Source organism: Amycolatopsis sp. NPDC098790, assembly GCF_044759945.1.
In the GTDB taxonomy this organism is placed as follows: Bacteria; Actinomycetota; Actinomycetes; order Mycobacteriales; family Pseudonocardiaceae; genus Amycolatopsis.
The window spans coordinates 531,754-557,320 of sequence record NZ_JBIWAI010000007.1 but is presented as its reverse complement, the minus strand read 5'-3'; the positions used below and the strand labels follow the sequence as shown (position 1 = coordinate 557,320).

The window sequence follows — 25,567 nt, the reverse complement described above, 5'->3', positions numbered from 1 at the left end:
GGCCGGCGGTCCCGCCGAACGTCTTGAATGAGTCATTCAGGTCGTCGGAGGTCCTGAATGACTCATTCAAGACGCTTTGACTTCGCTTCGGCGACCCGGAACGCCGACTTCGCCGAGCCCCTGCGACCGGATGCGGTGACCGGCTCTTTCACGACATCCAGGTCAGGCCGCAACGACTTTGCCGGAGCCTTGAGGGATCAGCTGGGGACCGTCCTGGTCCCGGCCGAGGCGCTTCCGGGCCGGCGGGGCGACCCGCGCCCCGGTGAACCGGGTCCCTTGCCTGCCCACTCCGCGAACGGCCGATGCAGGCCGCCCTACCAAGCTGACTAGGTCAAAAAATCTTCGCCCCGACTGTCGAAGCCGCAACTTCAGCCTCGACGTCCCCTTCGAAACCCGACGAAGGGAGATCGACGATGGTTCTCGCAATACTGGTGGCGTCCGTGGCAGCGTTCATCGTGAGCTCGATCTGGTACACGCTGTTCGGAAAGACCTGGGCCCAGCTCAGCGCGGCAGGCGCCGCGGCTCGGCCGTCCCCCTGGCGGATGGGCGCGGAATTCGGCCGGACGCTCGCGCTCGTGGTGGTGTTCGCGGTCCTGGCTGCGGCGACCTCGTGGCCGCTGCTCGGCCTCGCGGTGCTGGTCTGGGCCGGCTTCCCCGTGGTGATCCTGGCCGGCTCGGTGCTGCACGAGCGCGTCCCGGTGCGGCTGGCCGCCTTGCACGCCGGTGACTGGCTGGCCAAGATCTCCGTGGTGGCCCTGGTCCTGGGGGTGTGGCGATGACGTCCGTTCTGCTCGAAGGCATTGCCTTCGGCGAGTCTCCGCGCTGGCACGACGGCCGGCTCTGGTTCGCCGACTGGCTCGCGCACGAAATCGTCGCCGTCACCCCCGGCGGGCAGCGCGAGATCGTCTTCGTCGCGGACTTCCCCACCATGCCGATGTGCTTCGGCTTCCTCGACGGCGACCCGCTCGTCGTGTCCTCGGAAGACGGCTTGCTGCTGCGGCTCGCGGAGTCCGGCGTGAAAATCCACGCCGACCTGGGCGGGCGCGGGTTCAACGAGATCGTCGTCGCGCGCGACGGCGGCTGCTACGTCAACGGCGGCGGCTTCGACCTGATGGCGGGCGAGGAGTACCGGCCCGGCGCGATCCTGCACGTCACGCCGTCCGGCGAGACGCGCCGCGTGGCCGGCGACATCGCCTTCGGCAACGGCATGGCCCTGACCCCGGACGGCTCGACGCTGATCGTCGCCGAGTCCTACGCGCACCGGCTCACGGCGTTCACCGTGCTCCCGGACGGCGGTCTCGCGGACCGCCGCGTGTGGGCCGACCTCGGCGACGGCGTGCCCGACGGCATCGCGCTCGACGCCTCCGGCGCGGTCTGGGTGTCGGACGTCCCCCACCGGTCGTGCACGCGGGTCCGCGCCGGGGGAGAGGTCCTCGACCGGCTCGAATTCGACCACGGCTGCTTCGCCTGCGCGTTGAGCGACGACACGTTGTACCTGGTCACGCAGGAGTGGCGCGGCCTCGACGGCGTCGGCGGGGAGCGGACCGGGCGGGTCCTGGCGCATCCGGTCGAAACCGGGCGCGCCCGGTGACGCCGGTCACGGAACGATGCCCGGCCGGTGTTCGTTGACGGTACCTACGGCACCGTAACTTACGGTCGCGTAGCCCCGAGTCCCCGGAAGGACGTGCGCATGACCGTCTCCGAGAGCACCGCGTTGATGTACGAGCTCGAGGGGACGGTCGAGGAGAACCTCAACCGCCACCTCGCCGCCGCCCAGGAGTGGATGCCGCACGAATTCGTGCCCTGGAGCGAAGGCCGGAACTTCGCCGACCTGGGCGGTGAGGCGTGGGACCCGGAGCAGTCGCGGGTGACGCCCATCGCGCGGACCGCGCTCGAGGTCAACCTGCTGACCGAGGACAACCTGCCGAGCTACCACCGCGAGATCGAGCGCGCCTTCGGCCGCGACGGCGCCTGGGGCACCTGGGTGCACCGCTGGACGGCGGAGGAGGGCAGGCACGGCATCTGCATCCGCGACTACCTGCTGGTGACGCGGGCGGTCGACCCCGTCGAGCTCGAGCGCATGCGGATGGCGACGATGCAGGCCGGGTACGAGACGGAGGACAAGCCGCTGCTGCGGGTCTGCGCGTACGTGTCGTTCCAGGAGCTCGCGACGCGGCTGTCGCACCGCAACACCGGCCGCTACACGCAGGACCCGCTGGCGGAGAAGCTGCTGACCCGCGTGTCCACGGACGAGAACCTGCACATGGTCTTCTACCGCAACCTGGTGAAGGCGGCGTTCGAGATCGCCCCGGACGCGACGATGCGCGCGATCACCGACGAGGTCCTGGACTTCGCGATGCCCGGCGCGGTCATCCCTAGCTTCGCCCGCAAGGCCGCGCTGATCGCCAAGGCCGGCATCTACGACCTGCGCATCCACCACGACGACGTGGTGCAGCCCCTGCTGCGGTACTGGAAGGTGTTCGACCGGACGGGCTTCGGCGAGGTCGGCGAGACGGCCCGCGAGGAGCTGGCGGCGTTCCTCAAGGGGCTGAACACCCAGGCCGCGCGCTTCGAGGAGCGGCGCGACGCCGCGGCCGCCCGCGCCGCCGCTCGCGGGATCCCGGCGGTCTGACGGCCCCGGCTCGCCCCGCGTGTCTTGAATGACTCATTCAGGACTTCGGAGGTCTTGAATGACTCATTTAAGACCTTTGAGCCGGGTGGTGGACGGAGAAGGCCGCCCCGGAGCGATTTCCGGAGCGGCCTTGTGCCGAGTCGAAGGATCAGCGGCCGGTGCGGCGCGAGCCGGCCCGGGTGCCCGACGAGAACGCCGCGGCGCCGCCCGAACGGTTGCCCGTCGCCGGGGCGCCCGAGCGCCGGGCGCCACCGCCGCCGGCGGCACCACCCGAGCGTCGAGACCCGCCCGAAGCGGGGGCCTCCGACCGGCGGGAGCCGCCCGAAGCCGGAGCGCCCGATCGGCGGGTGCCACCGGAAGCCGCGCCGCCCGAGCGGCGCGAACCCCCCGAAGCCCCACCGGACCGCGGCTGCTCCTCGCGCCGCGTCCGGGCCTGCTGGCCACCGCGGTTCTCCTTCGGTGCCGCACCGCGCCGGCCACGACCCGCGCCCGGCGCCGCACCCGAAGCCGTCACCTTCTTCGGCCGGTTGTCCACCGCCGGCGCCTTCGAGAACGTCCGCTCGCCCGGTGCCAGCTCCGCCAGCAGCGGGTGCCCCGGGGCGAGCTGCGTGGTCGTCGGCTTGATGCCGGCCTTGCGCGTCAGGTCGCGCACGTCGCGGACCTGCGCGTCCGTCATCAGCGTCACGACCGTGCCCGACGCACCCGCGCGCGCCGTGCGGCCCGAACGGTGCAGGTACGCCTTGTGCTCCACCGGCGGGTCCGCGTGGATGACCAGCCGGACGTCGTCGACGTGGATGCCGCGCGCCGCGATGTCCGTCGCCACCAGCGTGCGAGCCGTCCCCGACGAGAACGCTTCGAGGTTGCGCGTCCGCGCGTTCTGACCCAGGTTGCCGTGCAGTTCCACCGCCGGCACGCCCGACGCGACCAGCTTGCGCGTCAGCGCCTTCGCGCGGCTCTTCGTCCGCGTGAACACCAGCGTGCGGCCCGGCGCCGCCGTCAGGTCGACCAGCACCGGCAGCCGGTGGGTCTCCTCGAGGTGCAGGACGTGGTGCTCCATCGTCGACACCGGCGACTGGGCCGAGTCGACGCTGTGCGTGACCGGGTCGCTCATGAACCGCTTGACCAGCACGTAGACGCCGTTGTCCAGCGTCGCCGAGAACAGCAGCCGCTGCCCGCGCGACGGCGTCGCGTCCATGATCCGCCGCACCTCGGGCAGGAAGCCCAGGTCGGCCATGTGGTCGGCCTCGTCCAGCACGGTGATTTCGATGGCGTCGAGCTTCACGTGCCCGGAGCGCATGTGGTCGGCGAGCCGGCCGGGGCAGGCGACGACGATGTCGACGCCGTCACGCAGCCGCGTGATCTGCGGGTTCGCGCTGACCCCGCCGAAGATCGTGGTCGTCTTGAGGCCCAGCGGCTTCGCCAGCGGCAGGATCGACGCTTCGATCTGCGTCGCGAGTTCACGGGTCGGCGCGAGGATCAGCGCGCGGGGGCGCCCCGGCTTGCGGCGCGTCGGGCCCGCGGCGAGGCGGGCCAGCACGGGCAGGACGAAGCCGTAGGTCTTGCCGGAGCCGGTCCGGCCGCGGCCGAGCACGTCGCGCCCGGCGAGGGTGTGCGGCAGGGTCGCCGCCTGGATGGGGAACGGCTCGGTGACGCCCTGGGTGGCCAGCGCGGCCACGAGCGGGGTCGGCAGGCCGAGTTCAGCGAAAGTGCTCATAAGTGCGTGCGGGCGCGCGAAACGCCCTGGTCTCCATAACCTGAGAAGGGTTGTCCTGCCCGGCGCAGACCTACTTGCGGCCGCGGCGCGTGGTAGTCGACAACAGCAGCGGGCCGAGGCAGAACTGAGCGGCCCGCATGATCAGTGTACCGAACGAGGGTGACATACCCCCAGTGAGATTGCCCGCACCTAGGGGTCTTGCTAAGTTACCCGTCGGTAATCGAGGAGGACGACCATGCTGCTGAACCCGCGCGACTACGACCCGGCGCACTTCGACGCCGAGACGCGGCGCCTGCTGCGCGCCACCATCGACTGGTTCGAGCAGCGCGGCAAGGCGAAGCTGACCGAGGACTACCACAACCGCGTCTTCTACGCGGACTTCCTCGAGTTCGCGGGCAAGGAAGGCCTGTTCTCGACGTTCCTGACGCCGTCGGCGAACGCGGGCGGCAACCCGGACAAGCGCTGGGACACCGCCCGCGTCGCCGCGCTGTCGGAAATCCTCGGGTTCTACGGCTTGAACTACTGGTACCCGTGGCAGGTCACGATCCTCGGCCTCGGCCCGGTGTGGCAGAGCGGCAACGCGGAAGCCCGTGAGCGCGCGGCGGCCGCCCTCGACGCCGGCGGCGTCGGCGCGTTCGGACTGTCCGAAAAGGACCACGGCGCCGACATCTACTCGTCGGACCTGGTGCTCACCAAGGACGGCGACGGCTACCGCGCCACCGGCTCGAAGTACTACATCGGCAACGGCAACTGCGCGCGCACGGTGTCCGTCTTCGGCCGCATCGACGGCGTGGACGGCCCCGACCAGTACGTCTTCTTCTACGCGGATTCCGAGCACCCGAACTACCACGTCGTGAAGAACGTGGTGCCGTCGCAGATGTACGTCGCCGAGTTCCGGCTCGAGGACTACCCCGTGCGTGCCGAAGACATCCTGCACGTCGGCGCCGAAGCCTTCAGCGCCGCGCTGAACACCGTCAACATCGGCAAGTTCAACCTCTGCTTCGGCGGCATCGGCATGGCGACGCACTCGCTGTACGAAGCCATCACGCACGCGCACAACCGCGTCCTCTACGGCAAGCCCGTGACGGACTTCCCGCACGTGCGCCGCGAGTTCGTCGAGGCCTACGCGCGGCTGACCGCGATGAAGCTGTTCTCCGACCGCGCCGTCGACTACTTCCGCAGCGCGAACGCCGAAGACCGCCGCTACCTGCTCTTCAACCCGATCACCAAGATGAAGGTGACCACCGAGGCGCAGAAAGTTATCGGCCTGGTCGCCGACGTCGTCGCGGCCAAGGGCTTCGAGGCCGACACCTACCTCGCGATGTCCAAGAACGACATCGACGGCCTGCCGAAGCTCGAAGGCACGGTGGCGGTGAACCTCGCGCTGATCGCGAAGTTCATGCCCGCGTACCTGTTCGCGCCGCAGGAGTACGCGCCGGTGCCGACGCGCACCGACGCCGCGGACGACGAGTTCCTCTTCCGCCAGGGCCCGGCGCGCGGCCTGTCGAAGGTCCGCTTCCACGACTGGAAGACCGCGTACGCGCAAGGACAGCACATCCCGAACGTCGCGCTGTTCACCGAGCAGGCGGGCTACCTGGTCAAGCTGCTCACGGAAGCGGCGCCGGACGAGGCCCAGCAGGCCGACCTCGACTTCGGGCTCGCGCTGACCGAGCTGTTCACGCTCATCGTGTACGGCCAGCTCGTCCTGGAGCAGGCGCGGATCACCGGCCTGGACGACGAGGTCGTCGACCAGATCTTCGCGGTGCTGGTCCAGGACTTCAGCGCGGCGGCGGTGGACCTGAACGGCAAGGCGAGCTCGACCGACGCCCAGCAGGCGATCGCACTGGCCGCGCTGCGCAAGCCGGTCGTGGACGCCGAGCGCTTCGAAAACGTCTGGACGCGGGTCCGGGCGCTGTCCGGGGTCTACGCTATGCACCCGTGATGGCCAGGAAGTACCGGCTGGGCGTGACGCGGAAAGCCGCGAACGTCGTCGTGAAGGCGTTGCTGGCGCGCGGGCTCCCCGTCACGGGGAGCACCGGGTTCCTGCTGACGACGCGCGGGCGCCGCAGCGGCGCCGACCGGACCACGCCGGTCAACGTCCTCGAGGTCGGCGGCGACCGCTGGCTCGTCTCGCCGTACGGACAGGTCGGCTGGGTGCACAACCTGCGCGCCGACCCGGCCGCCCGGCTGTGGCGCGGCCGCCGGCGCGAGACGTGGGAGGTCGAGGAGGCCGACGCCGCGACGGCCGGCCCGGTGCTGCGCGCGTACGTCCGCAAGATCCCGGTCACGGCGCCGTTCTTCGACGCGAAGCTCGGCGACTCCGCCGATGCCTTCGCCGCGGAAGCCGATCGACACCCGGTCTTCCGGTTGGCAAGATCACGAGTGTGAACCGAGAGCGGGCGGCGGAGCTGATCTGGGACGCGTGGCAGACCGGCAAGCGCCTCGACGGACTGCCCGAGGACGCCCGCCCGCGCGACGCGGCCGAGGGCATGGCCGCCCAGGCCGCGCTCGCCGAACTGGCCGGGCCCGTGTCCGGCTGGAAGATCGCCGCGACCACCGCGTACGCGCGGCAGTACCTCGACGTCCCCGGCCCGCTGCCGGGCGTGATGTTCGAGCGGTTCCACCACGTCGAGGGTTCGCTCGTGCCCGCCGACACGATGACCATGGGCGTCGCCGAACCCGAGTTCGCCTTCCGGCTCAAGGCCGACCCGGGGTTGTCGCCGTCGCTGACCGCGGTGCTCGACGCCGTCGACACGATGTTCCTCGCGCTCGAAATGCCGGACAGCCGCTACACCGACCACCAGCACGCGGGCGGCCCGCAGCTGCTGGCCGACGTCGCCTGCGCGGGCCGGTTCGTCGAAGGACGGCCGGTGCTGGGCTGGCGCGACCTCGACCTGCCGCGGCAGCCGGTCGTCCTGCACGCCGACGGCGAGGAGTTCTCGCGCGGCAGCGGCAGCCTGGTGCTCGGCGACCCGCGGCTGGCGCTGCACTGGCTGGCGATGGACCTGAGCCGCCACGGCCGGTCCCTGCGCCCGGGCGACGTCGTGACGACCGGGACGGCGACCCCGCCGTGCCCGATCCACGCCGGCGGCCACGTGGTCGCGGACTTCGGGGCGCTGGGCAGCGTCGAGGTGCGGTTCGCCGGGGGAGGGTAATTCGGCGGTCGGCGGGCTATCGTCGGCGCGTGGGCGAGCGCGGCAGGCCACGGCACCCCGACCGGCTGACCCCCGCCGAGTGGCGGGTGGTCGACGCGGTCCGCCACGGCCTGACCAACGCCGAAATCGCGCGGCGGCGCGGCACCAGCCGCGACGCGGTCAAGTTCCACGTGGGCAACGCGGTCCGCAAGCTCGGCCTGACCGGGCGCGCCCAGCTGCGCGAGTGGCGCGGCGCCCCGGCGGACAGCGCGCTCGGCCGGGCTTCCGAGGAGGAACCGATGCTGGGACCGATCGGGCAGGTTTCGCGAACGGTGAGCGACCTCGGCCGCGCGAAGGCGTTCTACGGCGACGTCCTCGGCCTCCCGCACCTCTACACGTTCGGGGACTTGGCGTTCTACGACTGCGACGGCGTCCGCTTGTTCCTGACCGCGGGCGAGCCGAAGGGCACGGAGTCGGTGCTCTACTTCCGCGTCCCGGACATCGACGCGGCGTACGACGCGCTGCGGGCGAAGGGTGTCGAGTTCCTCGGCGCCCCGCACCTGATCTTCCGCCACGAGTCCGGGGTGGAGGAGTGGATGGCGTTCTTCACCGACCCCGACGGCCACGCCACCGCGATCATGAGCCAGGTATCGCTAGAGTGACCGGGTGCTGACGTTCCGTGCCGGGTTCCTCGTGCTCGCCGCGGTCGTCCTGCTGCTCGACGCGGGCTTCTGGTGGTTCGCGCACGCTCAGCACCGGACGACCGCGCGAATCGGCTTCCTGGTGGCGTTCGTGCTGCTGCTGGCCCTGCTCGCGGCGGCGGCGGGCCTGGTGCGCTGGGAGGTGGCGGCGCCGTTGGGAGCGGCATCGACATCGGGCTTGTTCATCGTCGGCGCGGCGGCGATCTTCAGCGTGGGCATCGGATTTCTGCTGACAGCGGTGGTCGGCGCGGCCCTCGTGCGACGGCTGGTGCTCGACGCGTCCCCGGCGGGCTGGCGCGGCGGGACGTGGCTGATCAGCGGGTCGGCGGCGGTGGTGCCGGCGGCGTTGTTCGCGGTGGGGCTGGCCGCGCTGCGCTGAGCCGGTACTCCGACGGGCTCGTGCCGAACTCGGCGCGGAACGCGCGGCTGAAGTGGGCGGCGTCGACGAAGCACCAGCGCGCGGCGATCGCGGCGACGCTCCGGGTGGCCAGCAGCGGGTCCCGCAGGTCGCGGCGGACGGCGTCGAGGCGCAGCCGCCGGATGTGGTCGGCGACCGTCACCGGTTCGCCTTCGAAGAGCCGGCTCAGCGTGCGGGGCGACATCCCGTGCGCGGCCGCGACGGTCGCCCGGGACAGCCGCGGGTCCGCCAGGTGCCGTTCGACGTAGGCGAGCACGCGCTCGCGCAGGACGTCCGGGACGTCGTCGACGCCGATCCGGTCGCCGAGCGTGCCGGCGAGGAGGCTGAGGCCGGCGTCGCCGAGGCGGGCCGCCGACGGGTCGTGGAGGTGGGAGCCCTGCGCGACCGACGCCGTCACGAAGTCGGCGAAGACCGCGCCGGGTCCGGTCGCGGCCGGGAAGGCGTGTTCCATGGCGCGGCCGACCGGCAGGCGCAGGACGGCGCGCGGGAACGCCATCACCGCGGACGTCCACTCGTCTTCGAGCCGCAGCGCGTACGGGCGGCCGGTGTCGTAGAGCGCGAGCTGCCCGGGTTCGACGACGATCTCGCGGTCGTCCTGCACGACGGTCGCGCGGCCGCGCACCTGCACGCACACCTTGAGCAGGTCCGAGGGCGCGCGCCGGACGGTCGCGGCGGACCGGCGGACGACCTGCGGCGTGCCCGAGACGGTGAAGACGTGGACGTCGCCGAGGGGCGTCGCGACGACCTCGCCGGCGGGCTCGGAGGCGTCGAGGCGCTCGGGGACCAGGTCCCGGAAGGCACCGCCCAGCCGGGCGCGCCACGCTTCGCCGCGGTGGTACACGGGCGCCTCCGGTCGTCGCTGACCCGATCAGGCTAGCACCGTGACCCGCGGAATCAACGCGCCCGACAGCGCTCCCACCAGGCTGGACGCAACGTTTTCGACGATGCGGGAGGAAGCATGCTGGACGACGTCGACTGGCGCGGCAAGGTTTATTCGGGCGGCTGGGTGCCCGCGCACGGCGGGACGATCCCGGTGACCGAACCGGCCACCGGCGAGGTGCTGGCGGAGGTCGGCCTGGCCGACGCGCAGGACATCGACCACGCGGTGACGCGGGCGGCGGCCGCGCAGCCGGCCTGGGCCGGGACGCCGGGCCCGGAGCGCGCGGCGCTGATCCGGCGCGTCGCGCGGCTGCTGGAGGACAACCGGGCCGAGTTCGAGCTCTGGCTGGTCCGCGAGGGCGGGGCGATCCCGCCGAAGGCCGCGTTCGAGGTCGACCTGGTGCTGGCGGAGCTGTGGGAGGCGGCGGCGCTGCCGACGCAGCCGTGGGGCCACCTGCTCCCGACGAGCGAGGCCGGCCGCGAGAGCATCGCGCGCCGCGTCCCGCTCGGTGTGGTGGGGGTGATCAGCCCGTGGAACTTCCCGCAGATCCTGTCGATGCGCGCGGTGGCGCCGGCACTGGCGCTGGGCAACGCGGTGGTGCTGAAGCCGGACGTCAACACGGCGGTCGCGGGCGGAACGCTGATCGCGCGCCTCTTCGAAGCGGCGGGGCTGCCGGCCGGCCTCCTGCACGTGCTGCCGGGTGACGCGCCCGCCGGGGCGGCGTTGACGGAGCACCCCGGGGTGGCGGCGATTTCGTTCACGGGCTCGACGGCGGTGGGACGTCGCGTGGGCGAAGCGGCGGGCCGGACGTTGAAGCGGGTGAGCCTGGAGCTGGGCGGCAACAACGCACTGGTGATCCTGGACGACGCGGACCTGGAGGCGGCGAGCTCGGCGGGAGCGTGGGGAGCGTTCCTCCACCAGGGCCAGGTGTGCATGACGGCGGGGCGCCACATCGTCCTGGAGTCGGTGGCGGACGAGTACATCGACCGGCTGGCGGCGAGGGCGGCGAAGCTGCCGGTGGGTGATCCGTACCGCGCCGAGGTCGCCCTGGGGCCGTTGATCAACGAGAAGCAGTTGTCCAATGTGGACCGGATCGTGTCGTCGACGGTGGCGGAAGGTGCATCGGTCCGGGCGGGCGGAACTCACTCGGAGTTGTTCTACCAGCCGACGGTCCTGGCCGACGTGACGACGTCGATGCCGGCGTTCCGGGAAGAGATCTTCGGCCCGGTGGCCCCGGTCGTGGTGGTCGCTTCCGAAGAAGAGGCGGTCACGGTGGCCAACGACTCGGAGTACGGCCTGGTGGCGGCGATCCAGACGGGTTCGGTCGACCGGGGACGAGCGTTCGCCGCACGCTTGAAGACGGGGATCGTGCACGTGAACGACCAGACGTTGAACAACGACGCGTTCGCGCCCTTCGGCGGAACGGGAGCGTCGGGCAACGGAACCAGGTTCGGTTCGGCGCACAGCTGGGACGAGTTCACGCAGTGGCAGTGGGTGACGTCGCGGGAGCAGGCCCACGGCTTCCCGTTCTGACAGTTCTGACCGTTCAGACAGCGAAGCCCCCCGGGAGTGGCCCCGCCACTCCCAGGGGGCTGTCCCTGGTCCAGTTTACCAACGCCGGCCGACAAAACCGGCCCACGAGCCGATCAGAGGCGCAGTTGTCCACAACTCGGCACCACTGTGGACAACGACGCCCGCAACCGCCCTACCTGGGACAACGAACTCCGCGACCGTCCCACTGTGGACAACGACCCCCGCGGCAGTTCTACGTGGGATAACGGACCCCGCAGCCGTTCTGCCTGGGACAGCGGACCCGCGACCGTCCTACGGGGGACAGCGGACGCCGCGACTGTCCTACGTAGGACAACGAATCCCGCAAAACCGTCCTACTTGCCGAACCCCGCCCGCCGCAAGGCATCGGCCATCGACCCACTAGCCGCGGAGTTCCCCCCACGGTCCCGGCCACCACCACGCCGATCGCCCCCACCAGAGCCACCCGAGCCGCCGCGACGCTGACCACCACCACCGCCGCCCTGCTGACCGCGATCACGGCCACCGCCACCACCGCCGCCACGCGACGACGGGGCACCCGGCTCGTCATCCAACCGCAGCGTCAGCGAAATCCGCTTCCGCGGCACATCGACATCCAGCACCTTGACCTTCACGATGTCCCCGGGCTTCACAACCTCCCGCGGATCCTTCACGAAATTCTTCGACAGAGCCGAAACGTGCGCCAACCCATCCTGGTGCACCCCGACGTCGATGAACGCCCCGAAGGCCGCCACGTTCGTCACGACACCCTCGAGCCGCATCCCCGGCTTCAGGTCGCCGATCTTGTCGACACCCTCCGCGAACGTCGCCGTCTTGAAGGCCGGGCGGGGGTCGCGGCCCGGCTTGTCCAGCTCGGCCAGGATGTCCGTCACCGTCGGCAACCCGAACGTCTCGTCGACGAAGTCACCGGGCCGCAGCGACGACAGCGTTCGCGTGTTGCCGATCAGCGAGCGCAGGTCCGTGCCCGTCGAAGACAGGATCCGCCGGACCACCGGGTACGCCTCCGGGTGCACCGACGACGAGTCCAGCGGGTCGTCGCCGTCCGGGATGCGCAGGAAGCCCGCGCACTGCTCGAACGCCTTCGGGCCCAGCCGCGCGACCTCCTTCAGCGCCGTGCGGGAGCGGAACGGCCCGTTCGTGTCGCGGTGGGAGACGATGTTCTCCGCCAGCCCCGTCGTGATGCCCGAAACCCGCGTCAGCAGCGGCGCCGAAGCCGTGTTCACGTCCACGCCGACCGCGTTCACGCAGTCCTCGACCACCGCGTCCAGCGAGCGCGACAGCGACACCTCGGACAGGTCGTGCTGGTACTGCCCGACGCCGATCGACTTCGGGTCGATCTTCACCAGCTCCGCCAGCGGGTCCTGCAGCCGGCGCGCGATCGAGACCGCGCCGCGCAGCGAGACGTCCATGTTCGGCAGCTCCTGCGAAGCGAACGCCGACGCCGAGTACACCGAAGCGCCCGCCTCGGACACGACCGCCTTCGTCAGGTTCAGCGACGGGTGCTTCTTGATCAGCTCCTGCGCGAGCTTGTCCGTCTCGCGCGACGCCGTCCCGTTGCCGATCGAGATCAGGTCCACCTTGTGCCGCGCGCACAGCGCCGCCAGCTCGGCGATCGACTGGTCCCACTTGTTCGCCGGCTGGTGCGGGTAGATGACGTGGGTGTCGACGACCTTGCCGGTCGCGTCCACGACGGCCACCTTGACGCCGGTGCGGAAGCCCGGGTCGAGGCCCATCGTCGCGCGCGTGCCGGCCGGCGCCGCGAGCAGCAGGTCGCGCAGGTTGGACGCGAACACGCGCACGGCGTCGTCCTCGGCCGCCTGGCGCAGCCGCATCCGCAGGTCGATGCCCAGGTGCAGGAGGATCTTGGTGCGCCACGCCCAGCGCACGGTGTCGCCGAGCCACTTGTCGCCCGGGCGCCCCTGCTGGGTGATGCCGAACTTCGCCGCGATGCGCGCCTCGTAGTCCGTCGGCCCGACCTGCGGCTCGTCGGTGGGCTCGTCCGGCGACATCGTGAGGTCGAGGACCTCCTCCTTCTCGCCGCGCAGCATCGCGAGGATCCGGTGCGAGGGGAGCTTCGTGTACGGCTCGGAGAAGTCGAAGTAGTCGGAGAACTTGGTGCCCTCGTCCTCCTTGCCCGACCGGACCTTGGCGACCAGGTGGCCCTGGCCCCACATCTTCTCCCGCAGGTCACCGATGAGGTCGGCGTCCTCGGCGAAGCGCTCGACGAGGATCGCGCGGGCGCCGTCGAGCGCCGCCTGCGCGTCCGCGACGCCCTTGTCCGCGTCGACGAACACCGCCGCGGCGGCCTGCGGATCCGTCGAAGGGTCGTTCAGCAGGCCGTCGGCCAGCGGCTCGAGACCCGCTTCGCGCGCGATCATCGCCTTCGTGCGGCGCTTCGGCTTGTACGGGAGGTAGATGTCCTCCAGCCGCGACTTCGTGTCCGCGGCGAGGATCGACGCCTCGAGGGCGTCGTCGAGCTTGCCCTGGCTCCGGATGGACTCGAGGACGGCGAGCCGTCGCTCGTCGAGTTCCCGCAGGTAGCGCAGCCGCTCCTCGAGCGTGCGCAGCTGCGCGTCGTCGAGCATGCCGGTGACTTCCTTGCGGTAGCGCGCGATGAAGGGGACGGTCGACCCGCCGTCGAGCAGGTCGACGGCGGCCTTGACCTGTCCTTCGCGCACGCCCAGTTCTTCGGCGATCTTCTGCTCGACCGACACGCTCACTGCAACACGCTCCTGCTTCGCCTGGTTCCGATCGTCTCATTCTGCCGTTTCCGCCACCCCGACTTTCGGATGGGGCTCCTTGACAATCAGATTGGTCTAGTCCATTTTGTGGTGACCTGCCTCACCACCGTCGTGGAGGTCGCCCGTGGTCCCCAAGGTCCGGCTAGCCCTGCTTTCCCTACTTTCCGTGGTCGCGCTGAGTCTCGGCGTGACGTTCGTCCTCGCCGGCAACGCCGCGGCGGCGAACATCCTGGCCAACCCGGGCTTCGAGTCCGGCACCTCGGGCTGGACGTGCACCGCCACGCCGACCGCGGTCAGCACCCCGGTGCACGGCGGCAGCCGCGCGCTGAGCGCGACGCCGACGTCGTCGGACAACGCGCAGTGCTCGCAGACACTCAGCGTGTCGGCGAACACGGCGTACAAGCTGTCGGCGTGGGTCCAGGGCAGCTACGTCTACCTGGGCGTTTCCGGCTCGGCGACGACCAGCACGTGGACGCCGGGCGCGAGCGGCTACCAGCAGCTGTCGCTGAGCTTCACGACCGGCGCGAGCACGTCGCTGACGGTGTACCTGCACGGCTGGTACGGCCAGCCGACGTACTACGCCGACGACGTCAGCCTCGACGGCCCGGGCACCCCGCCGCCGACGACGCCGACCACGCCCACCACCCCGACGACGCCCCCGACCACCACCACTCCGCCGACGACGACCACGACGCCGCCCACGCAGGGTGACCTGCCGAAGCACGTCCTGACCGGCTACTGGCAGAACTTCTACAACGGCGCCAAGGCGCTGAAGCTGGCCGACGTCCCGACGAAGTACAACATCATCGCGGTGTCGTTCGCGGACGCCACGGGCACGCCGGGCGCGGTGAGCTTCACGCTCGACTCGGGGCTGTCTTCGCAGCTCGGCGGCTACACGGACGCGCAGTTCAAGGCGGACGTCAAGACGGTCCAGGCGCGCGGCCAGAAGGTCATCATCTCGGTCGGCGGCCAGAACGGCACGATCAGCGTCGGCGACTCGAACTCGGCGAACAACTTCGCGAACTCGATCAAGTCGCTGATCTCGAACTACGGCTTCGACGGCGTCGACATCGACCTCGAGAACGGCATCAACGCCACCTACATGGGCCAGGCGCTGCGCAGCATCTACAACGGCGGCGGCAAGGTCATCACGATGGCGCCGCAGACGATCGACATGCAGTCCACCCAGGGTGGCTACTTCCAGCTGGCGCTGGGCATCAAGGACATCCTGACGGTCGTCAACATGCAGTACTACAACTCCGGCACGATGCTGGGCTGCAACGGCAGCGTGTACGCCCAGGGCACGGTCGACTTCCTGACGGCGCTGGCGTGCATCCAGCTCCAGGGCGGCCTGCGCGCGGACCAGGTGGGCCTGGGCCTCCCGGCGTCCTCGCAGGCGGCCGGCGGCGGGTACCAGGCGCCGTCGAACACGGTGTCGGCGCTGAACTGCCTGGCTCGCGGAACGTCGTGCGGCTCGTTCAAGCCGTCGACGACGTACCCGTCGATCCGCGGCGCGATGACGTGGTCGATCAACTGGGACGCGTCGAACGGGTACGCGTTCGCCAACACGGTCTCCGCGGGGCTCGCGGGCCTGCCGTGACCGGCCGCTGAAGGAAGGCCCTCCCGGAAGCGCGGCCGGGAGGCCTCTTCATGCGCTAAACCGGCGTGATCGGCAACCTCAACGCGCCCGGCGCCTCCGACGGCACCACCGGGTTCTTCGGCGCCACCGGCGCCACCCGCTGGTACGGCGACCCCAGCGCCGGCCGTGGATCCGCCTCCCCGGTATTCGGCCAAAACGCCATCGCCCGCTCGGCCTGCGCCGTGATCGTCAACGACGGGTTCACGCCCAGGTTCGCCGTGATCGCCGACCCGTCCACCACGTGCAGCCCGGGATACCCGTACACCCGCTGAAAAGGATCGATCACCCCCGACGAGGCCGAGTCCCCGATGGTGCAGCCGCCGATGAAGTGGCCCGTGATCGGGATGTTCGCCATGTCCGTCCACGCGCCTTGCGGCAAACCGCCGATCTTCGCCGCCACCCGGCGCGTCACCTCGTGGCCCGCCGGGATCCACGATGGTGACGGCGCGCCCGCACCCTGGCGCGTCGTCATCCGGCGGCCGAACAGCCCTCGCTTCGTGTACGTCGTCACGGAATTGTCCAGCGTCTGCATCACCAGCAGCCCGATCATCCGCTCCGACCACCGGCGCGGGTTGTGGATGCGCAGCAGCTGACGACGCTGCCGCCACAGTTCACGCAACCCCAGTACCCACCGGCGGCGGCCCGGCGAACCGTCTACCAGCACCGTCGCCATCAGCCCCATCACGTTGCTGCCGCGCCCGTACCGCACCGGTTCGACGTGCGTGACGGCGTCCGGGTGGATCGACGACGTGATCGCGACCCCGCGCGTGTAGTCCGTGTCCGATCGCAGCGACCGCGCCGCCAGCACGGCTTCCGAGTTCGTCCGGGCCAGCAGTCCCAGCCGCGGGGAAATCAGCGGCAACGTCCCGGTGTCCCGCATGCGGTGCAGCAACCGCTGGGTTCCCAGCGCGGCCGCGGAAAACACCACCTGCGTCGCCGTGAAAGTCCGGCGGGAAACGCCGCCGGTCCGCCGCGTGTCGACCGCGTACCCGCCGGGAATCGGCCGGACGGACACCGCGGTGGTCAACGGGTGCACCACCGCACCCGCCTGTTCCGCCAGGTACAGGTAGTTCTTCACGGTCGTGTTCTTCGCCCCGACCCGGCACCCGGTCATGCACTCGCCGCACAGCGTGCAGGACGACCGCAGGGGACCGGCGCCGCCGAAGAACGGGTCCACTCCGGACTGTCCGAAGTAGACGCCGACCGGTGTGCGACGGTACGTGTGCCCGATTCCCATGTCCTCGGCCACTTCGGACAGCACCCGGTCCGCGGGCGTCGTCGCCGGGTTCTCGACCACGCCCAGCATGCGCTTCGCCTGGTCGTAGTACGGCGCCAGCTCGTCCTTCCAGTCCGTGATGTGCGCCCACTGCGGGTCTTCGTAGAACTTGTCCGGGGGCTCGTACAGCGTGTTCGCGTACACCAGCGAACCGCCGCCGACGCCGGAGCCGCTCATCACGAACGTGTTCTTCAGCAACGTCAGCCGCTGGATGCCGAAGCAGCCCAGCGCGGGCGCCCACAGGTACTTGCGCAGCCGCCACGACGTCTTCGCGAACTCGTCGTCGGCGAACCGGCGGCCGGTCTCCAGCACGCCGACGCGGTAGCCCTTCTCGGTCAGCCGCAGCGCCGTGACGCTGCCGCCGAACCCGGACCCGATGACCAGCACGTCGTAGTCCATCACGCCACCACCCGGTAGTCGCCCACATCGAGCCGCCGGGTGCGGCGGTCGTACTCGGTGACCAGGCCCGGCCAGTTCGTCGTCACCCGGCCGTCGGCCTGGCGGTACCAGCTGGTGCACGCGCTCCACACGCTGTGGCCGAGCCGCTGCTGCACCTCGGCGTCGTACCGTTCCTCGACCTCCGGCTTCACGTCCACATAGGACACACCGGGTCGCGCGAGCTGTTCCACCGCCTGGCGGATGTAGCGCGCCTGGCGCTCGATCATGTAGATGATGGACCCGGCGCCGAGGTTGGTGTTGGGCCCGTAGACGCAGAACATGTTCGGGAACCCGGGCACGGCCATGCCGAGGTAGGCCCGCGCGCCGCCGGCCCACTCGTCCTGCAGCGACCGCCCGTCGAGGCCGGTCACCTTCATCTTGCCGAGGAACTCCGTCGCGGCGAACCCGGTGCCGTAGACCACGACGTCCGCTTCCAGCTCGGTCCCGTCTTCGACGCGCACGCCCTTTTCGGTGAGCGACGAGATCCGCCGCGTCTCGACGTCGACGTTCGGCTGCGCCAGCGCGGGCAGGTAGTCGTTGGTGAACAGGATCCGCTTGCAGCCCAGGGGATAGGCCGGCTTCAGCTTCGCGCGCAGCTCGGGATCCTTGATGTGGCGGCGGCGCAGCTGCGCGGTCCGCAGCTCGAACATCTTTGCCAGCACGGGGTGCTTGGTCATCGCGTAGGTCGCGTACTCGGCGAGCAGGAAGATCCGGAGCCGGCCGAGCAGCTGCGTGGGCGGCAGGTGCTCGAACAGCCAGTGCTGCCACCGCCGGTAGGTCGGGTCGGACTTCGCCATGACGTACGGCGGCGTGCGCTGGAAGACCGTGACGTGCTGCGCGTGCTTGCGCAGTTCGGGCACGAACTGGACGGCGCTGGCCCCGGTCCCGATGACGGCGACGCGCTTGCCGGTCAGCTCGACGCCGTGGTCCCAGCGCGCGGAGTGGAACGCGTCGCCGGCGAAGCTTTCACGGTCGGGGATGTCCGGCAGCACCGGCCGCGACAGCTGCCCGACGGCCGGGACGAAAACGTTGGCTTCGTACGTTCCACCCGTGGTTTCGACGCGCCAGACACCGCGTCCGGCGTCGAACGCGGCCGCGGTGACCTCGGTCCGGTACCGGATGTGCCGTTCGAGGCCGTACTTGGCGATGACGCCGCGCAGGTAGGCCAGGATGTCCGGCTGGTGCGAGAACCGCTTCGGCCACCGCGGGTTCGGCTCGAAGGAGTACGAGTACAGCGGCGACGGGATGTCGCACGCGGCGCCGGGGTAGGTGTTGTCCCGCCAGACGCCGCCGGCCTCGGCCGCGCTCTCCAGGATCGTGAAGTCGGTGAACCCGGCGCGCTTCAGCTCGACCGCCGTCCCGATGCCGCCGAACCCGGTGCCCACGATCAGCACCGACGGCCCCTTCGCCGAACTACTCATGAAGGAAAAGCTACGCAGCGGGGGCCTGTGACAACAGGCCACGAACGGTCACCCGATCGAGAATTCCGGCCAGCCTCACTCCGGGGCCAGGATCCGCACCTCCCGCGTCTCCGCGGCCGGCTCGGCCCATTCGACGAGCCGCCCGGCCGCGCTCTCCAACGCCCCGAGATCGCGCTTCGGCAGCTTCTCGAACGGCGACAGCACGACCACCGCCGTCTTCTTCGACTTCGTGATCTCCCAGAACCCCCGCACCTGGCCGCCGACCAGCAGGGTGCCCTTGACCAGGCCGTTGTGGGTGATCACGCGCTTGCGGTACTCGTCGGAGATCACCCGCGTCCGGTCGGCGAACGACAGGATCATCTGGTCGAACGGCCCGAGCAGCCGCGGCGGCGCCGGGACGTCCTCGTCCGGCACCGTCAGCTCCGGCAGGTCGAGCAGCTCGCGGCCGTCCGGGTCGCGGTAGCGCCGCAAGTCCATCGACGCGGCCACCTCGCCCAGCCGCGTGATGCCCGCCCACGCCTGCACGTCCGCCACCGTCGCCGGCCCGAACGCGCGCAGGTACCGCTCGATCAGCGAAGCGGGCGACGGCTCCGGCAGCGGCTCGCCGACCCACTCGTCGAGGCACGCGTACGTCGTCTGGCCGGCCTTGCCCCAGATCGCGCGTGGCGGAATCTGAACGAGCGGCAGTCGGCCGCGTGCCAAGTGGGTCAAGGACGCCGGGGGGACGTCCCAGCGTTTCGCCAGTTCGGCGCCGAGTGCCGTGCTCGACAACGGCGCTTCGGAAAGCAGCTCGCGCGCCGCGGACGCGACCTCGGCGTGGTCGAGGGAGGCCAGCGCGCTCGCGTGCTGCGTGTTCTGCTTCAGGTCACGCTCGTAGAGCACCTGGACGACGGGCCGCCACGCCAGGGCGTCGGCCGCCGTCACGAGGTGGACCGTGCCGCGCATCAGCGCGATCCGCACGACCTGCCGGCTCTCCAGCAACCCGGAAAGCTCGGCGGGCCGGAACCCCGGCAACCGCGACCAGAGCGCGAAGTACGGCGGGAACGGCGCCTGCGCCTGCAGTCCGGCCAGGTGCTCCACGGCGTCCAACGCGGACATCTTGACGCGGCGCAGCAGCAGCTGGCGCTCCAGCGTCGCGCGGTTCAGGGCCCGCCTGCTCAACGTCTCCACGCCGTCACCCTAACGATCACCCCGGACAATTCCGGTCCTCGATTCGACGCGCGAACGGCCGTCATCCATACTTCCGGCCATGGCCGAGCTCGCCGCGCCCGCCGTCGGGGACTGGGACTTCCCGCGCGGCACCGCGAGCATCGAGCTGATGACCCGGTTCGCGGCCGACCGCGGCCTGCCCGCCGAACAGCTCCTGGCCGCGACGACGCTCTCCCCGGAACTGCTCGCCGACCCCTCGGTGCAGGTCGACGCGCGGCAGGAGCTGGCCGTCGTCCGCGCGCTGGCCGAGCTGGACGGTGCGGACGCGACGGCCCTCGCGCTCGGGCGCCGCTACCGCGTCAGCACCTTCGGCATCTTCGGGTTCGCCTGCATCAGCAGCCCGACGCTGCGCGACGCGATGCTGTTCGCCCTGCGCTACTTCGACCTCAGCTTCGCCTTCTGCATCCCGCACGTCGAGCTGGCGGGCGGGAAGCTGACGCTGGAGCTCGACGACAGCCGCGTGCCCGCCGACGTCGCCCGGTTCCTCGTGCTGCGCGACCTGGCGGCGATCTTCTCGGTCATGCACGACCTCCTGCCGGAGATCACGCTGGAGGACCTGAGCTTCCGGCATGAGCCGTCCACAGTGGACGGCTACGAGCGGGCGTTCGGCCTGCTGCCGAGGTTCGGCGCCGACGCCTGCCGCGCGACTCTAGACCCGGCGTTGCTGGCCCTCCCGCTGCCGCAGGCCAACGACCAGACCGTCGCCCTGTGTGCCGCGCAGTGCGAAGCGCTCGTCGCGCGCAAACGCCGGCGTTCGGGCATTTCGCAGCAGGTCCGCGAGCGCCTGGTGCGGCTCGGCGGCGTCGACGCGGGGATGGACGAGATCGCCCGCCAGCTGACGCTCAGCACGCGCACGCTGCGGCGGCGCCTGAGCGAAGCCGGCACCAGCTACCGCGCGCTCGTCGACGAGGTCCGCCAGACGCTGGCCGAGGAGCTGCTCGACACGGGCGTCCTGTCCGTCGAGGACGTCGCGTACCGGCTGGGTTACGCCGAGGCGTCGAGCTTCATCTACGCGTTCAAGCGGTGGACCGGGATGACCCCGGCCGCGTTCGCGCGGCGCTTCCGGGCCGCTCGGCAAGCACCGCCGGGTAGGTGAGCTTCAGCAGGTTGAGGATCGAATCGGTGAGGAAGGTGCGCAGTGCCGCGCGGTCGAGCGTGCCGCGGATCAGCCATTCGCGCGACGCGGCCCGCAGCAGCCCGCCGAACGACCGGATCATCGCGCGCAGCTCGTCGCGCCCCTCGGTGACGTCGGTCATCAGCGCGGCTTCCAGGACGCGGTCGGCGGCGACCTCGTCGGCCTCCAGCATGATCCGCTCGATCTCGGGGTCGCGGCCCGCCGACTCCGGGCCGATGACGGTCAGCCAGGCGTCGCGGTTGCGGTCCACGACGTCGATCCAGCGTTCGACGCCGATCGCCAGCCGTTCCTCCATCGTGGTGTCCGGCAGCGCTTCGGTGACCGGCGCCGGCACGATCATCAGCTGCCGCACCACTTCCAGGTACAGCTCGCGCTTGCCCCCGAAGTAGTGGTTGATGAGCGGGCGCGCGACCCCGGCGGCCTCGGCGATGTCCGAAGTGGACACCGACGCGTAGCTGCCGGCGCCGAACAGCCGCCGGGCGGCGGCGAGGATCTCCGCCCGCCGTTCGGCCGGTTCGAGGCGGCGCCGCCGCGGCCGCGTCCCACTGGTCATCCGCCCAGCCTCGCCGGGGATCGGCACGCTGTCAACAAGCAGTTGACCCGTCGTCAAAAGCTCCGTTTCGCGCGGGACACCGTCGTTACGCAACCGGAACAACCCGCCGGTAACTCCCCGGCGTCCGGATGCGACGAGACGGCAGGGACCCGCGACCGGGGGTAGGAGCAGATGACCGAAGAAGACGCGCCGATCCGGCCGGCCGGACGCTGGGTGAGCGTCCGCCTGCAGCATCGCCACGTCAGCTTCGACGAGGGTTTCGAGCCGGACGAGCCCCTCCCGGACGGCGACTGCGCGGACGAGGGATCGCTGTCGTACTCGGGAATAGTGATCACGGGCTACGACGAGGGGTCGAAGGTGTCCGAGCGCTGGATCCCGCTGGGGGTGGACCCGTCCGAAGCGGACGACGAGCGGTTGATCGGCCAGCTGCGCGACGCCTTGCTTTGGCAAGCGGGGCGCCCGCCCCAGGTGGCCGACGACTAAATTGGCCGGGTGACGCCTTCCCACGGCGAAGTCGCCGAACCCGGGCCGGAGGGGCGTCCACGCCCCGAACGGCCGTACCCCGTGCTCTCGAACCGGGCCATCACGCTCTTCCTGATCGGGCTGATCGGGCTGATCGTCCTCGGCATCGGCCTGGCTGTGGTTCTGCTGCTGCTCTTCGGCGACGGCAAGCACACCGACCAGCTCGACGCGGTCAAGACGGCGGGAACGATCGTCCTCGGGACCGGCGGCGCGGCCGCTCTCTGGCTGGCTGCTCGCCGTCAGAGGACTGGCGAGATCGCCTTGAACCAGAAGCACGTCGACCAGGTGGCGACGGACCGGGCGTTCGAGTTCCAGCGGCAGATCGCCGAGCAGAACCGGCTGCACCTGGAACGCGTCGCCGCCGCTACGGAGCACGACGCGGCCGAGCGGCGCCTGACCGACCTGTACGTGAAGGCCGTGGAGCAACTGGGGTCGGACAAGGCGGCGGTGAGGCAAGGCGGTTTGTACGCCCTCGAACGCGTGGCACAGGACAACGTCGCGCAGCGCCAGACCATCGTCGAAGTGTTTTGCGCCTACCTCCGGGCACCTTTCGACGCGGCTCGCGTGGAGCTGGTGCGAGGGTCACTCGCTCCCGGGGCGAAGCCGCCATACCGGATGAGACCCAACCCGAGGGTGAACCAGGCGGGAGCCGAAGAGTTCGTGGCCGAGCTGGAAGTACGGCTCACCGCGCAGCGGCTGTTGGCGAAGCACCTCAGAAAGCCTGACGCGTCGGTTCCGGACACCTCGGCGGCAGCCCATCGCTTCTGGCCGGACACGGACATCGACCTGCGGGGTGCCACGCTCATCGGCTTCGACTTCAGGGACTGTCACGTCGGAAGTGCCGTCTTCGATCAGGCGACGTTCGTCGACATGGCCGTGTTCCGCGAGGTGGTGTTCCGTGACAACTCCAGCTTCGTAGGAGCGCGGTTCGACTCGGTCCTGTTCGACGAAACGTCGTTCGTCGGGCGAACGTGGTTCTTCGAGTGCAGGTTTCGAGGAGACGCCTACTTCACCCGCGCCCGGTTCCTGGGAGGTGCGTCCTTTTCACGGTGTGACTTCCGGGGCGCCACGAGCTTTTCCGCCGCCGAGTTCGAAGACGAGTCCTACTTCACCGATGCGAAAGTCGCTGGATCGGCCACCTTCGAAGGGGTCGATCCGACCCACTTCCAGGACGCCGAAGCGTTCCTTCCGAGCGGCGACTCACCGTCCTGACCCGGTGCGCAAACCCTCGAAAGCCACCTTGCACACCGCGTCCGCCACCTCGGTCGCCGCCGAGCCGCGGCGCGGTTTGTACCACTCGATCAGCGAGTTCACCATGCCGAAGATCAGCCGCGCGGTCACCGACGGGTCGACGTCCGGCCGGATGTCGCCCTCCGCCTCCGCCTGCTTCACCAAGTCCGTCACCAGCCGGTCGAACTCACGCCGCCGGGCCAGCGCCGCCCGTTCCACCTTCGTGTTGCCGCGCACGCGCAGCAGCAGCGTCACGAACGGCAGGCGGTCCGCCAGCACCAGCACGCTGCCGCGCACCAGGTGCTCCAGCCGGTCGATCGCGCGCCCGTCCAGCTGGTCGGTCGACGCCGCTACCTCGAACAGCCCGTCCAGCGCCCGGTCCACCGCCAGCCGCAGCAGTTCCTCCTTGCTCGGCACGTGGTGGTAGATCGCCGACTTCGTGATGCCGAGCTTGCGGGACAGGTCCTCCATGCTCGTGCCGTCGTAGCCGCGCTCGTTGAACAGCTTCACCGCCACCTGCAGCAGCGATTCCAGGTCGTAGCCCGGGCGCCCGCGGCGCGGGGCCGTCACAGCTGCTCTCGCTGGTCGATGATCCGGCGCATCTTGCCCATGGACCGCTCCAGGGTGTCCGGCTCGACGACCTCCACCGACACGGTCACGCCGACGCCGTCCTTCACCTGTGAAACCAGCGAAGCGGCGGCGTCCTCGCGAGAAGCGGCCGAAGCGTCGTGACGCGCCTCCACCCGCACGGTCAAGTGGTCGAGCCGCCCGCGCGTGGACCGGACGAGCTGGAAGTGCGGGCTCAGCCCGTCCGTCCGCAGCACGATCTCCTCGATCTGCGTCGGGAAGACGTTGACCCCGCGCAGGATGATCAGGTCGTCGGTGCGGCCGGTGACCTTGTCCATCCGCCGGAACGCCGGCCGCGCGGTGCCGGGGCGCAACGCCGTCAGGTCGCGCGTGCGGTAGCGGATGATCGGCAGCGCCTGCTTGGTCAGCGACGTGAACAGCAGCTCACCGGTTTCCCCGCTGCCGAGGACCTCCTCGGAGTACGGGTCGATCACCTCGGGGTAGAAGTGGTCCTCCCAGATGTGCAGGCCGTCCTTCGTTTCGACGCACTCCTGCGCGACACCCGGCCCCATCACCTCCGACAGCCCGTAGATGTCGACGGCGTCGAGCGCGAACCGCTCCTCGATCTCCGCGCGCATCTGCTCGGTCCACGGCTCGGCGCCGAAGATGCCCACCTTCAGGGACGACGAACGCGGGTCGACGCCCTGGCGCTCGAACTCGTCGAGCAGCGTCAGCATGTACGACGGCGTGACCATGATGATCTCGGGCTTGAAGTCGGTGATCAGCTGCACCTGCCGCGCCGTCATGCCGCCGGACGCCGGGATCACCGTGCAGCCCAGCTTTTCCGCGCCGTAGTGCGCGCCGAGCCCGCCGGTGAACAGGCCGTACCCGTAGGCGACGTGCACCTTGTGCCCCGGCCGGCCGCCGGCCGCGTGGATCGACCGGGCCATCACGGTCGCCCAGGTGTCGATGTCCCGCTCGGTGTAGCCGACGACGGTGGCCTTGCCGGTCGTGCCGCTGGAGGCGTGGATGCGCCGCACCTGGTCCTGCGGCACGGCGAACATCCCGAACGGGTAGTTCTCGCGCAGGTCCTGCTTGGTGGTGAACGGGAACTTCGCCAGGTCGGCGAGTTCCTTGCAGTCGTCCGGGTGGACGCCGGCGTCGTCGAACTTCCGCGTGTAGGCGGGCACGTTCGCGTAGGCGTGCCGGAGTGTCCACTGCAGACGTTCCAGCTGGAGGGCGGCCAGCTCGTCCGCGCCGATGTTCGCCTCGATCATGGTCAGTCCCGTTTCGCGGAGAGGACGCGGCTGCGGCCGCGGAATTCGGCGACGACCTCGGGCCCGTCGGGGGTCTCCCGGTGCACGGTGACGTCGTAGATGCCGTTGCGGCCGTAGCGGGTGCGCTCGGTGGCCGTGGCGACCAGGTGGTCGCCGAGCTTGCCGGCGGCGACGAAGGAGATTTCGGCGCCCGAGGCGACGGTCACCGGGCCGTGGGTGTTGCAGGCGCAGGCGAACGTCGTGTCGGCCAGCAGGAAGACGTACCCGCCGTGGGCGATGTCGTGGCCGTTGACCATCTCGCGCGTGATCGTCATGGTCGCCACGGCCCGGCCCTCGCTCGCTTCGACCAGCTCGATCCCGAGCGCGCGCGAGGCCTCGTCGGCGGCGAACATGGTGTGCGCGGCGTTGGTCATGTACTCGCTCTCCAGACTGACCGAATGGACGGTCACCTCGCGGTGCCGCTCAGTAAAGGCAGTGCTCCGGGCCGGTGTCAAGCGCCGCCCCCTTCCGATCTTCGGGCTCGGCGGCT

General features: G+C 70.6%; 23 protein-coding genes. 13 read left to right on the top strand and 10 right to left on the bottom strand.

Annotated elements, in window-relative coordinates; genetic code table 11:
- Window positions 1–413 precede the first annotated feature (413 nt).
- The 3 genes from ACIQWX_RS43440 (at window position 414) to ACIQWX_RS43430 (ending at window position 2,632) form a co-directional block, all read left to right on the top strand.
- A complete protein-coding gene (locus tag ACIQWX_RS43440) occupies window positions 414–779 on the top strand; it encodes a DUF1761 domain-containing protein (protein WP_400884277.1) in 366 nt (121 codons plus the stop codon).
- Window positions 776–1,591, top strand: a complete 816-nt coding sequence (locus tag ACIQWX_RS43435) for an SMP-30/gluconolactonase/LRE family protein (RefSeq protein ID WP_400884276.1) — start codon at window positions 776–778, stop codon at window positions 1,589–1,591. Before ACIQWX_RS43440 ends, ACIQWX_RS43435 begins: the two co-directional genes overlap by 4 nt.
- Window positions 1,592–1,690: 99 nt before the next feature.
- Complete coding sequence (locus tag ACIQWX_RS43430) at window positions 1,691–2,632, top strand: acyl-ACP desaturase (protein WP_400884275.1); 942 nt, start codon at window positions 1,691–1,693, stop codon at window positions 2,630–2,632.
- A gap of 148 nt (window positions 2,633–2,780) precedes the next feature.
- On the opposite strand, the gene ACIQWX_RS43425 is transcribed toward ACIQWX_RS43430, so the two are convergent.
- Window positions 2,781–4,346, bottom strand: coding sequence for a DEAD/DEAH box helicase (locus ACIQWX_RS43425; protein ID WP_400884273.1), 1,566 nt, complete (start codon window positions 4,344–4,346; stop codon window positions 2,781–2,783).
- A 235-nt stretch (window positions 4,347–4,581) separates the two neighbouring features.
- Between ACIQWX_RS43425 and ACIQWX_RS43420 the strand changes: the two genes are divergently transcribed.
- Genes ACIQWX_RS43420 through ACIQWX_RS43400 form a run of 5 tightly spaced genes read left to right on the top strand, consistent with a single transcriptional unit; the run spans window position 4,582 to window position 8,560 of the window.
- Window positions 4,582–6,288 carry an acyl-CoA dehydrogenase gene (locus tag ACIQWX_RS43420; protein WP_400884272.1) on the top strand — a complete coding sequence of 569 codons (1,707 nt, stop codon included), beginning with the start codon at window positions 4,582–4,584 and terminating at the stop codon, window positions 6,286–6,288.
- Window positions 6,288–6,734, top strand: coding sequence for a nitroreductase family deazaflavin-dependent oxidoreductase (locus ACIQWX_RS43415; RefSeq protein WP_400884270.1), 447 nt, complete (start codon window positions 6,288–6,290; stop codon window positions 6,732–6,734). The genes ACIQWX_RS43420 and ACIQWX_RS43415 overlap by 1 nt, the downstream gene beginning before the upstream one ends.
- Window positions 6,731–7,501: a 2-keto-4-pentenoate hydratase gene (locus ACIQWX_RS43410; protein WP_400884269.1), complete on the top strand. Its 771-nt coding sequence runs from the start codon at window positions 6,731–6,733 to the stop codon at window positions 7,499–7,501. Before ACIQWX_RS43415 ends, ACIQWX_RS43410 begins: the two co-directional genes overlap by 4 nt.
- A 29-nt stretch (window positions 7,502–7,530) precedes the next feature.
- Complete coding sequence (locus ACIQWX_RS43405) at window positions 7,531–8,142, top strand: VOC family protein (protein WP_400884267.1); 612 nt, start codon at window positions 7,531–7,533, stop codon at window positions 8,140–8,142.
- Window positions 8,143–8,146: 4 nt separating this feature from the next.
- Complete coding sequence (locus ACIQWX_RS43400; protein WP_400884265.1) at window positions 8,147–8,560, top strand: hypothetical protein; 414 nt, start codon at window positions 8,147–8,149, stop codon at window positions 8,558–8,560.
- Here ACIQWX_RS43400 and ACIQWX_RS43395 read toward each other — a convergent pair.
- Window positions 8,496–9,440: a helix-turn-helix domain-containing protein gene (locus ACIQWX_RS43395; RefSeq protein ID WP_400884264.1), complete on the bottom strand. Its 945-nt coding sequence runs from the start codon at window positions 9,438–9,440 to the stop codon at window positions 8,496–8,498. The genes ACIQWX_RS43400 and ACIQWX_RS43395 overlap by 65 nt on opposite strands.
- A gap of 117 nt (window positions 9,441–9,557) precedes the next feature.
- Here ACIQWX_RS43395 and ACIQWX_RS43390 point away from each other — a divergent pair, with 117 nt between their 5' ends.
- Window positions 9,558–11,012, top strand: coding sequence for a benzaldehyde dehydrogenase (locus tag ACIQWX_RS43390; RefSeq protein WP_400884263.1), 1,455 nt, complete (start codon window positions 9,558–9,560; stop codon window positions 11,010–11,012).
- Between the two features lie 353 nt (window positions 11,013–11,365).
- Here the strand turns inward: ACIQWX_RS43390 and ACIQWX_RS43385 are convergent, their stop codons facing one another.
- Window positions 11,366–13,750 (bottom strand): Tex family protein, encoded by a 2,385-nt coding sequence (locus ACIQWX_RS43385; protein ID WP_400884261.1) that lies wholly within the window; start codon window positions 13,748–13,750, stop codon window positions 11,366–11,368.
- Window positions 13,751–13,895: 145 nt separating this feature from the next.
- Between ACIQWX_RS43385 and ACIQWX_RS43380 the strand changes: the two genes are divergently transcribed.
- Entirely contained in the window at window positions 13,896–15,371 is a 1,476-nt protein-coding gene (locus tag ACIQWX_RS43380; RefSeq protein ID WP_400884259.1) for a chitinase, read from the top strand.
- 55 nt (window positions 15,372–15,426) lie between these two features.
- On the opposite strand, the gene ACIQWX_RS43375 is transcribed toward ACIQWX_RS43380, so the two are convergent.
- From ACIQWX_RS43375 to ACIQWX_RS43365, 3 genes are all read right to left on the bottom strand, one after another.
- Entirely contained in the window at window positions 15,427–17,085 is a 1,659-nt protein-coding gene (locus ACIQWX_RS43375; RefSeq protein WP_400884257.1) for a GMC family oxidoreductase N-terminal domain-containing protein, read from the bottom strand.
- Window positions 17,085–18,545 (bottom strand): flavin-containing monooxygenase, encoded by a 1,461-nt coding sequence (locus ACIQWX_RS43370; protein WP_400884255.1) that lies wholly within the window; start codon window positions 18,543–18,545, stop codon window positions 17,085–17,087. The genes ACIQWX_RS43375 and ACIQWX_RS43370 overlap by 1 nt, the downstream gene beginning before the upstream one ends.
- A gap of 75 nt (window positions 18,546–18,620) precedes the next feature.
- Entirely contained in the window at window positions 18,621–19,715 is a 1,095-nt protein-coding gene (locus tag ACIQWX_RS43365) for a winged helix DNA-binding domain-containing protein (protein ID WP_400884253.1), read from the bottom strand.
- A 79-nt stretch (window positions 19,716–19,794) separates the two neighbouring features.
- Here ACIQWX_RS43365 and ACIQWX_RS43360 point away from each other — a divergent pair, with 79 nt between their 5' ends.
- Window positions 19,795–20,850: an AraC family transcriptional regulator gene (locus tag ACIQWX_RS43360; RefSeq protein ID WP_400884251.1), complete on the top strand. Its 1,056-nt coding sequence runs from the start codon at window positions 19,795–19,797 to the stop codon at window positions 20,848–20,850.
- On the opposite strand, the gene ACIQWX_RS43355 is transcribed toward ACIQWX_RS43360, so the two are convergent.
- A complete protein-coding gene (locus ACIQWX_RS43355; protein WP_400884249.1) occupies window positions 20,771–21,442 on the bottom strand; it encodes a TetR/AcrR family transcriptional regulator in 672 nt (223 codons plus the stop codon). The genes ACIQWX_RS43360 and ACIQWX_RS43355 overlap by 80 nt on opposite strands.
- A 171-nt stretch (window positions 21,443–21,613) precedes the next feature.
- Here ACIQWX_RS43355 and ACIQWX_RS43350 point away from each other — a divergent pair, with 171 nt between their 5' ends.
- Complete coding sequence (locus tag ACIQWX_RS43350; RefSeq protein ID WP_086675235.1) at window positions 21,614–21,925, top strand: hypothetical protein; 312 nt, start codon at window positions 21,614–21,616, stop codon at window positions 21,923–21,925.
- A gap of 9 nt (window positions 21,926–21,934) precedes the next feature.
- The gene (locus tag ACIQWX_RS43345; protein WP_400884247.1) at window positions 21,935–23,176 is read left to right on the top strand and encodes a pentapeptide repeat-containing protein; all 1,242 of its coding nucleotides are present in this window, start codon (window positions 21,935–21,937) and stop codon (window positions 23,174–23,176) included.
- On the opposite strand, the gene ACIQWX_RS43340 is transcribed toward ACIQWX_RS43345, so the two are convergent.
- From ACIQWX_RS43340 to paaI, 3 genes are read right to left on the bottom strand one after another with little or no spacing between them, the layout of a single operon-like run.
- A complete protein-coding gene (locus ACIQWX_RS43340; RefSeq protein WP_400884245.1) occupies window positions 23,165–23,764 on the bottom strand; it encodes a TetR/AcrR family transcriptional regulator in 600 nt (199 codons plus the stop codon). The two genes, ACIQWX_RS43345 and ACIQWX_RS43340, sit on opposite strands and share 12 nt — an antisense overlap.
- On the bottom strand, window positions 23,761–25,038 hold the full coding sequence (gene paaK / locus ACIQWX_RS43335; RefSeq protein WP_400884243.1) for a phenylacetate--CoA ligase PaaK: 1,278 nt from the start codon (window positions 25,036–25,038) through the stop codon (window positions 23,761–23,763). The genes ACIQWX_RS43340 and paaK overlap by 4 nt, the downstream gene beginning before the upstream one ends.
- A 2-nt stretch (window positions 25,039–25,040) precedes the next feature.
- Window positions 25,041–25,451 carry a hydroxyphenylacetyl-CoA thioesterase PaaI gene (gene paaI, locus ACIQWX_RS43330; protein ID WP_400884241.1) on the bottom strand — a complete coding sequence of 137 codons (411 nt, stop codon included), beginning with the start codon at window positions 25,449–25,451 and terminating at the stop codon, window positions 25,041–25,043.
- Between the last annotated feature and the right edge of the window lie 116 nt (window positions 25,452–25,567).

Coding starts and splice junctions, on each gene's coding strand:
- ACIQWX_RS43375 (WP_400884257.1), bottom strand. CDS start 17,085: ATGGACTACGACGTGCTGGTCATCGGGTCCGGGTTCGGCGGCAGCGTC.
- ACIQWX_RS43420 (WP_400884272.1), top strand. CDS start 4,582: ATGCTGCTGAACCCGCGCGACTACGACCCGGCGCACTTCGACGCCGAG.
- ACIQWX_RS43425 (WP_400884273.1), bottom strand. CDS start 4,346: ATGAGCACTTTCGCTGAACTCGGCCTGCCGACCCCGCTCGTGGCCGCG.
- ACIQWX_RS43350 (WP_086675235.1), top strand. CDS start 21,614: ATGACCGAAGAAGACGCGCCGATCCGGCCGGCCGGACGCTGGGTGAGC.
- paaK (WP_400884243.1), bottom strand. CDS start 25,038: ATGATCGAGGCGAACATCGGCGCGGACGAGCTGGCCGCCCTCCAGCTG.
- ACIQWX_RS43440 (WP_400884277.1), top strand. CDS start 414: ATGGTTCTCGCAATACTGGTGGCGTCCGTGGCAGCGTTCATCGTGAGC.
- ACIQWX_RS43370 (WP_400884255.1), bottom strand. CDS start 18,545: ATGAGTAGTTCGGCGAAGGGGCCGTCGGTGCTGATCGTGGGCACCGGG.
- ACIQWX_RS43415 (WP_400884270.1), top strand. CDS start 6,288: ATGGCCAGGAAGTACCGGCTGGGCGTGACGCGGAAAGCCGCGAACGTC.
- ACIQWX_RS43360 (WP_400884251.1), top strand. CDS start 19,795: ATGGCCGAGCTCGCCGCGCCCGCCGTCGGGGACTGGGACTTCCCGCGC.
- ACIQWX_RS43430 (WP_400884275.1), top strand. CDS start 1,691: ATGACCGTCTCCGAGAGCACCGCGTTGATGTACGAGCTCGAGGGGACG.
- ACIQWX_RS43390 (WP_400884263.1), top strand. CDS start 9,558: ATGCTGGACGACGTCGACTGGCGCGGCAAGGTTTATTCGGGCGGCTGG.
- paaI (WP_400884241.1), bottom strand. CDS start 25,451: ATGACCAACGCCGCGCACACCATGTTCGCCGCCGACGAGGCCTCGCGC.
- ACIQWX_RS43355 (WP_400884249.1), bottom strand. CDS start 21,442: ATGACCAGTGGGACGCGGCCGCGGCGGCGCCGCCTCGAACCGGCCGAA.
- ACIQWX_RS43435 (WP_400884276.1), top strand. CDS start 776: ATGACGTCCGTTCTGCTCGAAGGCATTGCCTTCGGCGAGTCTCCGCGC.